Source organism: Embleya sp. NPDC127516 (assembly GCF_044765325.1).
Lineage (GTDB): Bacteria > Actinomycetota > Actinomycetes > Streptomycetales > Streptomycetaceae > Embleya.
Genome location: NZ_JBIWJT010000012.1, coordinates 76215 through 91069 on the forward strand (window position 1 = coordinate 76215; position 14855 = coordinate 91069).

The 14855-nt window shown below is 71.3% G+C and carries 13 protein-coding genes, 1 tRNA gene and 1 other RNA gene; 10 read left to right on the top strand and 5 right to left on the bottom strand.

The features are described 5' to 3' along the window. Positions 1–7 precede the first annotated feature (7 nt). The gene (locus tag ACIRL2_RS23800) at positions 8–1261 is read left to right on the top strand and encodes a tyrosine-type recombinase/integrase (RefSeq protein ID WP_402234408.1); all 1254 of its coding nucleotides are present in this window, start codon (positions 8–10) and stop codon (positions 1259–1261) included. 75 nt (positions 1262–1336) lie between these two features. Here ACIRL2_RS23800 and ACIRL2_RS23805 read toward each other — a convergent pair. Both ACIRL2_RS23805 and ffs read right to left on the bottom strand, forming a co-directional pair. Next, a tRNA-Ser gene (locus ACIRL2_RS23805) sits at positions 1337–1424 on the bottom strand. 84 nt (positions 1425–1508) lie between these two features. After that, an RNA gene (gene ffs, locus ACIRL2_RS23810) (signal recognition particle sRNA small type) lies at positions 1509–1607 on the bottom strand. Between the two features lie 90 nt (positions 1608–1697). Between ffs and ACIRL2_RS23815 the strand changes: the two genes are divergently transcribed. From ACIRL2_RS23815 to ACIRL2_RS23855, 9 genes are all read left to right on the top strand, one after another. Beyond that, on the top strand, positions 1698–3851 hold the full coding sequence (locus ACIRL2_RS23815) for a DNA polymerase III subunit gamma and tau (protein WP_402234410.1): 2154 nt from the start codon (positions 1698–1700) through the stop codon (positions 3849–3851). A gap of 156 nt (positions 3852–4007) precedes the next feature. Further along, entirely contained in the window at positions 4008–4352 is a 345-nt protein-coding gene (locus ACIRL2_RS23820) for a YbaB/EbfC family nucleoid-associated protein (protein WP_395866596.1), read from the top strand. Between the two features lie 230 nt (positions 4353–4582). Continuing rightward, the gene (recR, locus tag ACIRL2_RS23825) at positions 4583–5182 is read left to right on the top strand and encodes a recombination mediator RecR (RefSeq protein WP_391586320.1); all 600 of its coding nucleotides are present in this window, start codon (positions 4583–4585) and stop codon (positions 5180–5182) included. Then, positions 5175–5795, top strand: coding sequence for a DUF5063 domain-containing protein (locus tag ACIRL2_RS23830; protein WP_395866598.1), 621 nt, complete (start codon positions 5175–5177; stop codon positions 5793–5795). The genes recR and ACIRL2_RS23830 overlap by 8 nt, the downstream gene beginning before the upstream one ends. A 229-nt stretch (positions 5796–6024) precedes the next feature. Then, positions 6025–7293 (top strand): aspartate kinase, encoded by a 1269-nt coding sequence (locus tag ACIRL2_RS23835; protein ID WP_355530902.1) that lies wholly within the window; start codon positions 6025–6027, stop codon positions 7291–7293. After that, the gene (locus ACIRL2_RS23840; RefSeq protein WP_395866600.1) at positions 7290–8357 is read left to right on the top strand and encodes an aspartate-semialdehyde dehydrogenase; all 1068 of its coding nucleotides are present in this window, start codon (positions 7290–7292) and stop codon (positions 8355–8357) included. The genes ACIRL2_RS23835 and ACIRL2_RS23840 overlap by 4 nt, the downstream gene beginning before the upstream one ends. Before the next feature lie 253 nt (positions 8358–8610). Then, complete coding sequence (locus tag ACIRL2_RS23845) at positions 8611–9198, top strand: SigE family RNA polymerase sigma factor (RefSeq protein WP_395867026.1); 588 nt, start codon at positions 8611–8613, stop codon at positions 9196–9198. Further along, positions 9195–10184 carry a DUF4232 domain-containing protein gene (locus ACIRL2_RS23850; protein ID WP_402234413.1) on the top strand — a complete coding sequence of 330 codons (990 nt, stop codon included), beginning with the start codon at positions 9195–9197 and terminating at the stop codon, positions 10182–10184. Before ACIRL2_RS23845 ends, ACIRL2_RS23850 begins: the two co-directional genes overlap by 4 nt. 43 nt (positions 10185–10227) lie before the next feature. Further along, positions 10228–11019, top strand: coding sequence for an SURF1 family protein (locus ACIRL2_RS23855; protein ID WP_402234415.1), 792 nt, complete (start codon positions 10228–10230; stop codon positions 11017–11019). Positions 11020–11119: 100 nt separating this feature from the next. On the opposite strand, the gene ACIRL2_RS23860 is transcribed toward ACIRL2_RS23855, so the two are convergent. From ACIRL2_RS23860 to ACIRL2_RS23870, 3 genes are read right to left on the bottom strand one after another with little or no spacing between them, the layout of a single operon-like run. After that, positions 11120–13024 (bottom strand): prolyl oligopeptidase family serine peptidase, encoded by a 1905-nt coding sequence (locus ACIRL2_RS23860; protein WP_402234416.1) that lies wholly within the window; start codon positions 13022–13024, stop codon positions 11120–11122. A 12-nt stretch (positions 13025–13036) separates the two neighbouring features. Continuing rightward, on the bottom strand, positions 13037–13567 hold the full coding sequence (locus ACIRL2_RS23865; protein ID WP_402234418.1) for a cell wall hydrolase: 531 nt from the start codon (positions 13565–13567) through the stop codon (positions 13037–13039). After that, positions 13551–14849 carry a CynX/NimT family MFS transporter gene (locus tag ACIRL2_RS23870; RefSeq protein WP_402234420.1) on the bottom strand — a complete coding sequence of 433 codons (1299 nt, stop codon included), beginning with the start codon at positions 14847–14849 and terminating at the stop codon, positions 13551–13553. Before ACIRL2_RS23870 ends, ACIRL2_RS23865 begins: the two co-directional genes overlap by 17 nt. Positions 14850–14855 lie beyond the last annotated feature (6 nt).

The following is a 14855-nucleotide window of genomic DNA, read 5'->3' on the forward strand; positions in this document are numbered from 1 at the left end:
AAGCCGCGTGGCAGAACAGCCCAAGAAGCGCACCCGACAGCCCAACGGCGCATCAACGATCTACCAGGGCAGCGACGGCAAATGGCATGGCCGAGTGACGGTCGGAGTCAAGGACGACGGCAGGCCCGACCGGCGTCACGTGGAACGGAAGACGCACCCGGAAGTCGTCACTGCGGTGCGCGCCCTGGAGAAACAGCGCGACGCCGGAACGGTGCGCAAGCCCGGCAAGCCGTGGACCGTCAAAGCCTGGCTGAACCACTGGGTTGAGAACATCGCCAAGCCGTACGTGAGTGAGAACAGCTACGACGGCTACGAAGTCGCCGTCCGGGTCCACCTCATCCCCGGACTCGGCGCCCACCGACTCGAACGGCTGGAGCCGGAGCACTTGGAGCGCTTCTACCGGAAGATGCAGGACCGGGGGAGCAAGCCCGCGACCGCCCACCAAGCGCACCGCACGATCCGGACCGCGCTCGGCGAAGCGGTCCGCCGTGGCCACCTCGTCAAGAACCCGGCGGAAGTCGCCAAGGCGCCGCGGCTCGAAGACGAGGAGATCGAACCGTACACCGTGGACGAAGTCCAACGGATCCTCCTCACGGCCGCCGAGAGCCGCAACAGCACCCGATGGGTCGTCGCGCTCGCGCTCGGACTTCGGCAGGGGGAAGCGCTCGGCCTTCAATGGACGGACGTAGACCTCGAAGCCGGGTATATCCGAACCCGCTCGAACCGGCTGCGGCCGAAGTACGAGCACGGCTGCGGCGACAAGTGCGGCCGGAAGCCGGGCTACTGCCCCGACCGCAAGCAGACTCGCCGAGAGACAAAGGGCACCAAGTCGCGGGCCGGACGACGCACGATCGGCCTGCCTGACGAGCTGATCGAGCTGTTGCGGCGCCACAAGGAGGAGCAGGACCGGGAGCGCAAGGCGGCCGGTGACACCTGGCAGGACAAGGGCTACGTGTTCGCCAAACCGACCGGCGAACCGATCGTGCCCAACACCGACTACCACCACTGGAAGGCGCTTCTCGTGGCCGCCAAGGTCCGGGAAGGACGCCTTCACGACGCTCGGCACACCGCAGGCACCGTGCTTCTCCTGCTCGGCATCCCCGATCGGATCGTGGACTCGATCATGGGGTGGGAGCCGGGTGGTTCGGCCCGCATGCGGGCGCGGTACATGCACGTCACCGACCCGATGCTGAGGAAGGTCGCCGGGCAGGTCGGCGCCGCGCTCTGGGGTGCACCGGAAGGCGCCGAAGACCCCAAGTGAGACGGAAACTGAGACGGACGACGACGAACGCCCCGACCGCATGGCGATCGGGGCGTTCGTTTTGCCTGTTCAGGCTGGCGGAGGATACGAGATTCGAACTCGTGAGGGTGTGAACCCAACACGCTTTCCAAGCGTGCGCCCTAGGCCACTAGGCGAATCCTCCGTGCGGAAGCTTACAGGAGGTCGGTGGGTGCTCGCGCACCCCTATTCGAAGGGGGCGGAGGGGTGGGGCCAGGGGGGTGGGGGAAACTGTGAACCCCCCGTGCACCCGGTAGAGCCTCCCTATCCTTGCTGCCTTCCGGCCCTGGGGAGGTTCAGGAGGATACCGCCGCACGGGGGGTCCGGGGCCTACAGTACCCGACCGTGGTCGGTGATCGGGCACCCGGTGGGTGATGAGGGTCCGCGTCTGTCGTTCGGCCCGGCTATCGTCGGGGGCGTGTCGCTCGCCCTCTACCGTCGCTACCGCCCCGAGACCTACGCAGAGGTCATCGGGCAGGAGCACGTGACGGAACCCCTCATGCAGGCCCTGCGGAACAACCGCGTCAATCACGCCTACCTGTTCAGTGGGCCGCGAGGGTGTGGCAAGACCACCAGCGCGCGCATTCTCGCCCGGTGTCTCAACTGTGAGCAGGGGCCCACGCCCACGCCGTGCGGCGAGTGTCAGTCGTGTCGGGACCTCGGTCTCGGCGGGCCCGGCAGCATCGACGTGATCGAGATCGATGCCGCGTCGCACGGTGGTGTGGACGACGCGCGCGATCTGCGGGAGAAGGCGCACTTCTCGCCGGTGAGTTCGCGCTACAAGATCTACATCATCGACGAGGCCCACATGGTCACGTCGGCGGGCTTCAACGCGTTGCTCAAGGTGGTCGAGGAGCCGCCGGAGCACCTGAAGTTCATCTTCGCGACGACCGAGCCGGAGAAGGTGATCGGGACCATCCGGTCCCGCACGCACCACTACCCGTTCCGGCTGGTGCCGCCCGGCGTGCTGCGCGACCACCTCGCGTCGGTGTGCGAGACCGAGGGCATCAAGGTCGAGCCGGCCGTGCTGCCGCTGGTCGTACGGGCCGGAGCCGGGTCGGTGCGGGACTCGATGTCGGTGATGGACCAGTTGCTCGCGGGCGCCACCGACGACGGTGTCACCTATGCGATGGCCACCTCGCTGCTCGGGTTCACCGACCGGTCGCTGCTGGACGACGTCGTCGAGGCGTTCGTCGCGCAGGACGGCGCGGCCACCTTCGAGTTGGTCGACCGGGTGATCGAGGGGGGCTACGACCCGCGTCGGTTCGTGGCCGACCTGCTGGAGCGGCTGCGCGACCTGGTGATCCTGGCCGCCGTGCCTGACGCGGCCGACAAGGGCCTGATCGATGTGCCGGCCGATCAGTTGGAGCGCATGGTCCGGCACGCCGCCGAGTTCGGCCGGGCCGGGCTCACCCGCGCCGCGGACATCGTCAACACCGGCCTCACCGAGATGCGTGGCGCCACCGCGCCCCGGCTCCAGTTGGAGCTGATCTGCGCGCGGGTACTGCTGCCCGCCGTCGACTCCGGTGAGCAGGGTTTGCAGACTCGGCTGGAACGGCTGGAGCGCCGGGTGTCCGTCGGCGGCCTCCCCGCCGGGCCCGCCGCACCGGACCACGCCCGCGCCGACGCGCCGCCCCCCGCGGCGACCCGGCCGCAGCAGGCCGCCCCGGCCCAGGTCCAAGCCCCGGTTGCGGCGCCGACTCAGGCTCCCGTACCGCCTCCCACGGCACCGCAGCCGCAGCAACACCGGCAGCCCCAGACCCAGCAGCCCCCCGCGCCGGCCCCCGGTGCCTGGCCCCAGGCCCGCACCGCCGGCTCCGGCCCGCCCCCGTCCGCCGCACCACAACACCAGGCCCAACAGGCCCAACAGCAGCACACCCAGGCAACACCTTCGCCCGCCGCCACCCCCGCCCAAGGCACCGGCGACCTCACCCGCGTGCACGAGATGTGGCCGCAGATCCTGGACGCCGTCCGCGGCCGCAACCGGGTGGCCTGGATGATGCTCCAGACCGTGACCGTGGCCGGATTCGACGGCGCCACGCTGACCCTCGCGTTCGAGCAGGCCGGCGCCCGCGAGGGCTTCCGCAGCAGCGGCCGGGACGAGATCGTGCGCCAGGCCGTCCAGGACGCGTTCGGCTTCGACTGGCGGATCGATTGCGTCGTCGCCGGCGAGGGCGCCGCGGCGCCCTCCCGCCGCCCCGCCACGCCGGCTCCGGTCCCGGTCCCGACCACGACGCCCCAGGCCGGCAGCCCCGTCACGCACCCCACACCCGCCGCCGCCCCGCCCCCCGGCGCGTGGCCCGGCGCTCCGACGCCCCCTGCGGCCACGCCCCCGCCGGCCCCCGCCCAACCCCGCCCCGCCACCGGGGCCCCGCCGCAGGCAGCGCCGCCCGCCCGACCGCAACCGCAGCAGGCACCGCCCCCGCCGCCGCCCGAGCCGGACTACGACATCCCCGAGGACATCGGCCGGTACGACGACGAGGACCTCGCGGACGACGGCGGCCTGTCCACCCACGAACTGCTCGCCCGCGAGCTGGGCGCCACGATCATCGACGAGTCGCCCACCACCTGACCCACCCACCACCCGCCCCACCACCGGACCCGCCGATGCGTGCCGCCGCCGCGCATCGGCCCCGCCCGGAGCCGTAGGCTCGACCGCAGGACGGCCGCCGAGCAGGGCCGCCCCGAGGCGGTGCGAAGCCGCGTCCGAGCGACGAAGGGTGTCCAGGTGTTTCCCGGTGGTGGCCAGCCCGACATGCAGCAGTTGCTGCAGCAGGCGCAGAAGATGCAGCAGGACCTCATGGCGGCGCAGGACGAACTCGCCCGCACCCAGGTGACCGGGAGCGCCGGCGGCGGCCTGGTGACCGCGACCGTCTCCGGTGCCGGCGAACTGCTGGCTCTGGAGATCTCGCCGTCCGCGGTGGATCCTGAGGACACGGAGACCCTCGGCGACCTCATCGTCGCCGCGGTGCGCGACGCCAACCGCGCGGCCTTGGAGATGCAGTCCCGGTTGATGGGCCCGCTGGCCCAGGGCATGGGCGGTGGCGGCCCACTGGGGTTGCCCGGCATGTGAGCCGGGTCCACACGACCGAAAGCCGAGCCCACCCGGAAGCCGACAAGGCCGAAGCCCGAGGCTGAAGCGCAAGGCCCAAGACCCCAGGCCAAGCGCCACCGACAAAGCCCAAGCCCAGCCACGAGCCCACCGACCACCAACCACCAACCACCGACCACCGACCACCGACCACCGACCACCAACCCCACCAATAAGCCCACGAAGAACCAGAGCGAGCAGGGAGACGGTAGGTGTACGAAGGCGTCGTACAGGACCTCATCGACGAGCTGGGCCGACTGCCCGGTGTAGGGCCGAAGAGCGCGCAACGCATCGCCTTCCACCTCCTGGCGGCCGACCCGGCCGACGTCCGGCGCCTCGTGCACGCGCTCACCGAGGTCAAGGACAAGGTGCGCTTCTGCGCCACATGCGGCAACGTGGCGGAGTCGGAGCAGTGCCGCATCTGCCTCGATCCGCGACGCGACGTCGCGGTGATCTGCGTGGTCGAGGAGTCCAAGGATGTCGTGGCGATCGAGAAGACCCGCGAGTTCCGAGGCCGCTACCACGTGCTCGGCGGCGCGATCAGCCCGATCGAGGGCGTGGGACCCGACGACCTGCGGATCCGTGAACTGATGACCCGGCTCGCGGACGGTGTGGTGACCGAGTTGATCCTGGCCACCGATCCGAACCTGGAAGGAGAGGCGACCGCGACGTATCTGGCTCGCCTGTGCAAGCCGATGGGTCTGCGAGTGACCCGGTTGGCCAGCGGGCTGCCGGTGGGGGGCGACCTGGAGTACGCCGACGAGGTCACGCTCGGGCGTGCCTTCGAGGGGAGACGACTGCTCGATGTCTGACGACCTGAACGAATTCACCGGAGAGATCGCCGACCAGATCGACAGCTTCGTCCTGGCCGTCACCGAGGTGGCCAAGGGCGAGGAGCCGGAGCAGGCGGTGTCGATGCTGCTCCTGGAGGTCTCGCAGTTGATGCTCGCGGGCGGCCGGCTCGGCGCGATCGCCGACATCGTGCCCGACGACCGCTTCGAGCCCGACTCGGGCCCCGATCCGGATGTCGACGCGCTGCGTTCGGCGCTGTCCCGGCTGCTGGAGCCGATCGACGTCTACTACGAGGTCTTCGACCCGTACGTGCCCAAGTCCAAGCCGGTCGCCGCGCGGCTGTCGGACGACGTCGCCGACGTGGTCGCCGACCTCGCGCACGGGCTGGCCCACCATCGGGCCGGACGCAGCCGCGAGGCGCTGTGGTGGTGGCAGTTCTCGTACCTGTCCAACTGGGGCGCGACCGCCAGCGCCGTGCTGCGCGCGCTGCAGTCGGTGGTGTCGCACGCCCGCCTGGACGATCCGATCATGGAGAGTCTGGACCCGGCCGGCCAGGCACTGGCCGACGAGTTGGTCGACGAGCTCGCCGAGCAGCTCGACGAGGCCGTGGTACTGGGCGGCCCGCACACCTGAGTCGTCGCCCGATCCCACCGGGATTCGGTATCAACGGAATTCTGGCGAAAGGCGAGCGGGGTACGGACCCGGTACCGCCCCGGTACGGCCCGTCCCGGCGCCGACATGGGCGTTCGGTTCCGACTGCCCGCTTAGTGATACGTACGTCTCACAATGTGAATAAAGCTTTGACCACTGTACGGCCTAGTTAGACTGTGCCGACCGCACAGATATCAAGCGAGGAGCGCACGTGGGCCTTGTCGTGCAGAAGTACGGCGGCTCCTCCGTCGCCGATGCCGAAGGCATCAAGCGCGTGGCCAAGCGAATCGTCGACACCAAGAAGCAGGGCCACGAAGTGGTCGTGGTGGTGTCCGCGATGGGCGACACGACGGACGAGCTGATCGATCTGGCGCAGCAGGTGAGTCCCATCCCTTCCGGGCGCGAGCTCGACATGCTGCTCACCGCGGGTGAGCGGATGTCGATGGCGCTGTTGGCGATGGCGATCAAAAACCTGGGCGTCGACGCACGGTCGTTCACCGGCAGCCAAGCCGGTGTGATCACCGACGCGGTCCACAACAAAGCGCGCATCATCGATGTGACGCCGGGTCGGATCCGCTCCGCGCTCGACGAGGGCGCGATCGCGATCGTGGCCGGTTTCCAGGGTGTGTCCCAGGACACGAAGGACATCACCACGCTCGGCCGCGGCGGCTCGGACACCACCGCCGTCGCGCTGGCCGCCGCGCTCAGCGCCGAGGTCTGCGAGATCTACACGGACGTGGACGGCATCTTCACCGCCGACCCCCGTGTGGTGAAGAAGGCCCGGAAGATCTCCCGGATCAGCTACCAGGAGATGCTGGAGCTGGCCGCGAGCGGATCCAAGGTGCTGCACCTGCGGTGCGTCGAGTACGCCCGCCGCTACGACATGCCCGTGCACGTGCGGTCGTCCTTCTCGGGACTCGTCGGCACTTGGGTGACGGATGAACCCGAAGGGGACGACATGGAGCACGCGATCATCTCCGGGGTCGCCCACGACACCAGCGAAGCGAAGATCACGGTGGTCGGGGTCCCGGACAAGCCGGGCGAGGCGGCCAAGATCTTCCGCCTGGTGGCGGACAACGAGATCAACATCGACATGATCGTGCAGAACGTCTCCGCGGCCTCCACGGGCCGTACCGACATCTCCTTCACGCTGCCGATGTCCGACGGGCAGAGCGCGATGACCGCGCTGACCAAGGCCCAGGCCGAGATCGGCTTCGAGTCGCTGCGCTACGACGACCAGATCGGCAAGATCTCGCTGGTCGGCGCCGGCATGCGCTCGCACCCCGGCGTGACCGCCAAGTTCTTCGAATCCCTCACCGGCGCGGGGGTGAACATCGAGCTGATCTCGACATCCGAGATCCGGATCTCGGTGGTCTGTCGCGCCGACGGCGTTCCGGCCGCCGTACAGGCCGTGCACACCGCGTTCGGCCTGGACGACCAGTCCGGCGAAGCCGTCGTCTACGGAGGTACCGGCCGATGACCCGCAAGGACAAGCCCACCCTGGCCGTGGTCGGCGCCACCGGCGCGGTCGGCACGGTGATGCTCGAACTGCTCTCCACCCGCCAGGACGTGTGGGGCGAGATCCGGCTGATCGCCTCGGCGCGCTCCGCGGGCAAGAAGCTCGTCGTACGCGGCGAGGAGGTCGAGGTCATCGCGCTGAGCGAGGAGTGCTTCGAGGGCGTGGACGTCGCGATGTTCGACGTGCCCGACGAGGTCTCCGCGCACTGGGCGCCGATCGCCGCGAGCAAGGGCGCGATCGCGGTGGACAACTCCGGCGCGTTCCGGATGGACCCCGAGGTCCCGCTCGTGGTGCCCGAGGTCAACGCCGCCGCGGCGCGGGTGCGTCCGCGCGGCATCATCGCCAACCCCAACTGCACGACGCTGACCATGGTCGTCGCGCTGGGCGCGCTGCACGCCGAGCTCGGGCTCAAGGAACTCGTCGTCGCGTCGTACCAGGCCGCCTCCGGTGCCGGTCAGCCCGGCGTCGACGCGCTGCGCGAGCAGATCGGCAAGGTCGCGGGCAGCCAGACACTGGGTACCCAGCCCGGCGACGTGCGCCGCGCGGTGGGCGACTTCGGGCCGTTCCCGGCCCCGCTGGCGCTCAACGTGGTGCCGTGGGCCGGCTCGCTCAAGGACGACGGCTGGTCGTCCGAGGAGCTCAAGGTTCGCAACGAGTCCCGCAAGATCCTCGGACTGCCGGACCTGAAGGTGCACACGACCTGTGTGCGCGTCCCGGTGATCACCACGCACTCGCTCGCGGTGCACGCCGTGTTCGAGAACGAGGTCTCGGTCGCCCGGGCACACGAGATCCTCGACGGTGCCCCCGGCGTCGTGCTGTGCGACGATCCGGAGAACGGCGAGTTCCCGACGCCGGCCGACGTGGTCGGCACCGACCCGACCTGGGTCGGCCGGGTGCGCCGCTCGATCGACGACCCGTTCGCGCTCGACATGTTCATGTGCGGGGACAACCTGCGCAAGGGCGCGGCGCTGAACACGGCCCAGATCGCCGAAGTCGTCGCCGCCGAGCTGACCGAGCGCGACTAGGCCCCGACCGGCCCGCCCGGCCGCCCCGGACAGGGTCCGGACCCGGGCCGCGAACCGTCGCGGCAGCCGGTGTTCCCCAGGTGGGGACACCGGCTGCCGCGCGTGCGCGGCCGTTTCCCGGCCCCGAGTGGCTGACTGCACGTCACCCTGCCCACTACGGTGGGCGCACGTGTGTCTGAGCCGACGACCGTCCCCGGATCGCAGGCGTATACAACCTTCCCGGGGGGTCGGGTGTCCAACAGTCGTGGCAGAAATGGTCGTGAGGGCGGAACCGGCGCTGCGCCCGGTCCGAATGCCCGTGGTCGGCGCGCTGGATCTGGGCGTTTCGGGAGTTTCCGTGTCCTCTGACGCGGGCGTCTCCATCGACGTCCTCACCGAGACCTACCGCGCGCACTATGGTTCGTTGTTGCGCTTGGCTTCCCTGTTGCTCGACGACACCGATTCGTGTGAGGACGTGGTGCAGGAGTCGTTCGTACGGGTGCACACCGCCCGGCACCGATTGCGCGAGGCCGACAAGACCCTCGCCTACCTGCGGCAGACCGTGGTCAACCTGTCCCGGTCGACACTGCGCCGTCGGATCATGGGCATGCGACTACTGTCGAAACCCGAGCCGGAATCGACGAGTACCGAGGACGGTTCGCGCCACGTGGCGGAACGCGACGTGTTGGTAAGGGCGTTGCGCGAATTGCAACGGCGGCAGCGAGAAGTGATCGTGCTGCGCTATTACGCTGATCTGACAGAGGCTCAGGTGGCCGATCTGCTCGGACTGTCGGTCGGCTCGGTGAAGGCGTACGCCTCACGCGGACTGGAAGCCCTCCGGGCCCGGATGGAGACGCCGTGACGAACACCCCGGGGACTCTCGGTCCCGACCCCGACGACCTCGAGGCAGAGGTGCGCCGGCGGCTGCACGCGGCGGTCGCCGACGTGCTGCCCGCGTCGGACGCGCTGGATCGGCTGCGCGTCGCCGTGCCGGCCCGGCGCCGGCAGCGGCGGGTGGCCACACTCGGAGCCGCCGGGCTGGCGGCCGCGCTGCTGATCGGCACACCGGTGCTGCGCACCGTGGTGGACGGCGGCGACGGCTCGAAGTCGAACGTCGGCGGCATCCGGTCCTCGTCCTCAGCGGTCAACGCCACCGAGCCGTTGCCGGGGCCGAGCGAGGGGATGAGCGCCGGTATCCCGGGCGGGGCCGGCCAGTCGCACCCGGCGACCCGCGGCGGCACGCCCACCAGTGGGTCCGGCGCCTCGATCGCGCCCACCAGCGGGCAGAGCGCGGGCGTGGGCCAGACCGTGCCGCCCGCCACCAGCGCGCCGCCGAGCGGGAGCACGCCACCGGCCAAGCCGACGCCGGCGTGCGCGACCACCGACCTGTCCGGGGAGGACGCCCGTCTGGGACCGATCGGCGCCGACGGCCTGGCGTACGGCGTGCTCCAGGTGCGCAGCAACGCGGCCAAGGACTGCCAGGTGACCGGGCCCGGCGTGGTCTCGGTGGTCTCGCCGCCGGGGAACCCGATCGTGCAGGTGACCGTGCTCCAGCACAAGGCCGGCGACGACGCGGCCGCGCTGCCGGTACTGCCCGAGACCTCGGGCACGGTCGTCGTGCTCCGGCCGGGCCAGGAGTACGAGTTCCAGTTCGCGTGGAAGCCGCAGGCGCCGGGCGCGGACGGCACCTGCGCCGCCGACTCGCCCAAGGCGCCGGTGCCCGCACTCGGTTACGCGCTGATCGCCAACGACTTCAACGTGGCCAAGGTGACCCTGACGCCCACGTGCGGCGGCACGGTGTACCGCACCGACATCTATCGGACGGGGGCGTACCCGCGGGTGGGGTGACACCCGCGCTCGGGCGCCGTCGGTCGACGGTTACCGTTGGGGGGTGTACCGGTTCCTGCTCCAGCCGCGCTGGCTGGTCTTCCACATGATCGTGCTCGTCGCGGTCCCGGTGTGCGCGGCGCTGGGGTTGTGGCAGTTCCATCGCTACGGCGAGCACAAGGGAGGCGGGAGCAGCGGGGAGAAGGTGTCCTCGGCTCCCGCGGTGCCGATCGGTGAACTCGTGCCGCTCGGCGGCCGGGTGGAGGGATCCGACCGCGGCCGCTCGGTCACCGTCAGCGGCAGCTATGACGCGGCGCGGCAACTGATGGTGCCCGGGCGCCGACTCGACGGACGCACAGGGTCGTACGTGGTCACCCCGCTACTGGTCGACGGCGCCCCGGCGGTCGTGGTCAACCGGGGCTGGGTCGAGGGCACGAGCGTGCCCGCGCCGCCCGCCGGGCCGGTCACCGTCACCGGTCGGCTGGAGTGGTCGGAGGCCGAGCACACCTCGAACGCGGACCGGGCCACCGACCTGCGAGCCGGGCAACTCTCGATGATCAGCACACCCGAACTCGTCAACCTGCTGCCCTATCCGCTCACCGACGGTTTCGTCGCGCTGACCGCGCAGACCCCGGCCGCCGACTCGGCCGCGCTCGCGCCGATGCCGCCGAGCAAGGAGTCCGCGAGCGGCGGCATTTCCGGGCGCGCGTGGCAGAACCTGGGCTACACCGCACAGTGGTTCGTCTTCGCGGGCGCCGCGGTGTTCGTGTGGTGGCGGGTGGTCCGCCGGGAGGCGGACGACCGGGCCGAGGAACGGGAAGCGGAGTTGCTGGCGGAGTTGGGCGTCAAGACCTGAGGCCGGCGGGGCGGGGGGGGCGGGCCCGGCGCTCGCGGAGCCGGGCGTCGAGGATCCGACGCCCGGGCCCCGCGCTCCGGTACGCCGGCCCCGTCCTCCACTACGCCGGGTTCGGGATCGGCAGGCCGATCACGCTGTCCACGAACGCGAACTCCTTGCGCATCTGCCGGATGCGCTCCTCGACGACCAGCGAGCCGTGGCCCGCGTCGTAGCGGTAGACCTCGTGCGGCTTGCCGAGCTGCGCCAGGCGCTCGACGTAGTTCTCGATCTGCTTGATCGGGCAGCGCGGGTCGTTCTCGCCGGCGCTGATGTACACCGGCACCCGCACCTGTTCGACATAGGTCAGCGGCGAGGAGGCGGCCCAGCGCTCGGGTACCTCCTCGGGCGTACCGCCCAGCAGCGTGCGGTCCATCGCCTTGAGCACGTCCATCTCGTCGTGGTACGCCGTGACGTAGTCCGCGACCGGCACCGCGGCCAGCCCCAGCGCCCACGCGTCGGGCTGCACGCCCAGGCCGAGCAGGGTCAGGTAGCCGCCCCACGAGCCGCCGGAGAGCACGAGCCGCTCGGGGTCGGCCAGGCCCGACTCGACGGCCCACTCGCGTACCGCGCCGATGTCCTCCAACTCGATCAGGCCGATCCGCACCCGCAGCGCGTCGGTCCAGTCCTTGCCGTAGCCGGTCGAGCCCCGGTAGTTGACCCGGACCACCGCGAAGCCGTGGTCGACCCAGGCCGCGACGTCCGCCGCGAAGTGGTCGCCGTCGTGCGCGGTGGGCCCGCCGTGGATGTTGAACACGGTCGGGAACGGACCCTCGCCGGCGGGCTTGGACACCAGCGCGTGCACCTTGCCACCCGGCCCCTCGACCCACGCGTCGGAGACCGGGACCGAGCCGGGCGGCCGCTCGCCGGGCGGGGTGAGCAGCACGTCGCCGGCGGTCGAGCGCAGTTCGGCCGGGGTCGCGCCGTTGGACCAGTGGTACTCGACGCTGCCGTCGGGCCGCGCACCGGCGGCGCCGATGGTGCCGGGCGGGGTGTCGATCCGGGTGAGCTCCTTGCTCGCCAGGTCGTAGCGGTAGAGCTCGGAGCGCCCGTGCTGCTCGTGGTCGATCAGCAGCGCCCGGCCGTCCGGATACCAGTCGGCGGACAGGTCGCCGGGCAGGCCGAGGTCGAGTTCGGTCTCGACGCCGGTCAGCGGTTCCCACAGCAGTGGCTCGTCCCGGCCGCGGCGCTGGTGGATGACCAGCATGCGCTGGTCGCCGGCGACCGGGGAGAAGCCCATCGCGGACAGGTCGGAGTCCGGTTGGCCGCCCTCGGGGCCGTCGTGCAGGTCGGCCACCGGTGTGCCGTCCAGGCGCAGGACGCGCAAGGACGAGTGCATCGCGTCGCCGTGCTCGTTGTGCGCGATGGCCAGGTAGGTGCCGTCCTCGGACAGCGCGGACAACCACGCCGACTCGGTGTGGCGGTACACGGTCACCGGCTCGGCGCCCGGGCGCGCGACGTGGATCGTGGAGCCCTCGTCGTCGGTCATCCGGCCGACCACCACGGTGCCGTCGTTCGCCAGGCCGAGGCCGCCGGGGTAGGACGGTTCGAGGCCGGGAACCGCGACCTCGTCCGGGCCGCCGTCGAACGGCTGGCGCATCCACACGCCCAGCTCGTCGCCGTCGGTGTCCGCGAACCACCAGATCCAGCGCCCGTCCGGGCTGATCCGGGAGGACGCGGTGCCGTTGGGCCGATCGGTCACCTGGCGTTGTGCGCCGCTGACCCGGTCCCACGCGTACACCTCGAAGGTGCCGGAGGCATTGGAGACGAAGACGGACTTGGCCGGCGCGTGGTCGGCCCAGCGCGGCAGGCCGATCCGAGCCGCCCGATAGCGGCGTTCCCACGCCGGGACAGCGGGCGGGGGCGAGCCGGCCGGGGATGGGTCCCCGGTGGTCGCGGCGGTGTCCAGGGCGGCGTTGCGGGTCGGATCCGGGGCGGCGTTCGGGGTGCTGTTCTCGCGAGCGGGCATGTCGCAATTCAACTACGGGAGGGGCTGCTTCTGTTCCGTCCTCGGACGGCACCGCTTGATTCCGAACAGACGTGCGTATCGCGGGCGGGCGGCGAATTGCGCGTACGACCAGATCGCGGGCCGGCCGATCTCCCGGCACAGGTGCAGGACCCGATCCGGGCCCAGATGTACCCCGATGTGCGCCGCGTAGCCCGGATCCCGGTCCGGGCGCGGTCCGGCGTCGAACAGGAGCAGGTCCAGCGGCTCGGGTTCGCCCACCACCCGGACGGTCGCGGTGTCGTCGGCCCACAGGTCGGACGAGTGCAACGGCGGCACGCGCAGGCCGTGGTGGGCGAGGAAGGCGTAGGCGTAGAGCTGACAGTTGGCCCCCGCGGCCAGGTTGCCGGGCGCGACGGCCTGCGGGTGTCGGGCGTAGACGTACGGGACGTCCCGAAAGCGTGCGGGCAGGACGGACAGTGACGGGTCGTCGCGAGCGTCGGTCGTCGCCGGCGAGTCGTCGGTGGGGTGGGTTCGCGGTGACAGCGCGTCAGGGGTGTCGGGCATGCTTGGGATTCAATCCGAGGCAGACCACGAGTTCCACCAGCGTCATCGCGAACAGCACGCCGAACACCGCCGTGTACTCGCCGGTCGCGTCGTGGATCGTGCCGAAGACGATCTGCAACGCGGCGGCGATCGGGTAGCCGATCAGGAACGTCATCGCGGACAGCCGACCGGCCGCCGCCGGGCTCGGCGCGAAGCGCACGAGCATCACCAGCATCAACGGGAACGCGCCGCCGAGGGTGAGGCCGAGCAGCGCGATGGTGGGCCACGGCGCCAGATCCGGCGCGAACGCGAGCAGCCCCATGCCGGCCACCGCACCCGCGACGGTGACCGCGAACAGCGGCCTGGGGTCGGTGAAGCGGTCCGCGAGCAGCGGGATCACCAGACCGGAGACGATGCCGGTGAGGCCGAACACGGACAGCAACAGGCCCGCGCGCTCGGCACTCCAGCCCTGCTCCTCGTAGGCGGCGGGGACCCAGCCGACCACGCCGTAGTAGGCGGTCGTCTGCATGACGAGGAAGACGGCGAGGATCCAGGCGACGGGGCGACGCCACGGCGAGGCGTCCGCGACCGGTCGGGTGGCGGGTCCACCACTCGGGGCGACCGCCACCGGCTTCGCGTCGCCCCGCGGGTCCGCCGCGGGCGCCTTCCTCACCGACGCGGTCCGCCGGATCACCGGGTACCACGCGAGCAGCCCGAGCACCGCCGGGATCGCGACCACGCCGAGGGAGAGCCGCCAGGACCCGAACGCCTCCGACAGCGGTACGGCCAGCGCGCTCGCACCCGCCGCGCCGACCCCGACCGCCGCGCTGTACAGCCCGGTGACCGCCCCCGCGCGCTCGGCGAAGTGCGTCTTGACCACACCCGGCAGCGCCGCGCCCAGGACCGCGATCCCGGCACCGGCCACCAACGTGCCCAGGAAGAGCAACACGACGGAGGCCCCACCCAGCCGGATCAGCACCCCCACGAGCAGCACGACCACCGACGCGGCCACGGTGCGCTCGTACCCGTACCGAGCGGCCCCACGGTGCGCGAGCGGCGCGAACACCCCCATCGACACCACCGGGATAGCCGTCAACACCCCGGCCGCGGCCCCCGACAGTCCGAGGTCCTCCCGAATCGAGGTAAGCAGCGGCGGCACATCCGTGATCGCCCCACGCAGATTGATCGCCACCAGGAACAGCGCGACCAACGTCAGGACGGCCCCGGGCGCCCGCTCGGCTCGCCCACTCGGCACAGACTCGGCGACAAGATCACGACGCACCTGCGCACGGGCTGACGGCATGGCTGT

Bases quoted from the DNA above. Each gene is read 5' to 3' on its own strand.
- ACIRL2_RS23870 (WP_402234420.1), bottom strand. From the start codon at position 14,849: ATGCCGTCAGCCCGTGCGCAGGTGCGTCGTGATCTTGTCGCCGAGTCT.
- ACIRL2_RS23830 (WP_395866598.1), top strand. From the start codon at position 5,175: ATGTCTGACGACCTGAACGAATTCACCGGAGAGATCGCCGACCAGATC.
- ACIRL2_RS23845 (WP_395867026.1), top strand. From the start codon at position 8,611: ATGGTCGTGAGGGCGGAACCGGCGCTGCGCCCGGTCCGAATGCCCGTG.
- ACIRL2_RS23865 (WP_402234418.1), bottom strand. From the start codon at position 13,567: ATGCCCGACACCCCTGACGCGCTGTCACCGCGAACCCACCCCACCGAC.
- ACIRL2_RS23860 (WP_402234416.1), bottom strand. From the start codon at position 13,024: ATGCCCGCTCGCGAGAACAGCACCCCGAACGCCGCCCCGGATCCGACC.
- ACIRL2_RS23840 (WP_395866600.1), top strand. From the start codon at position 7,290: ATGACCCGCAAGGACAAGCCCACCCTGGCCGTGGTCGGCGCCACCGGC.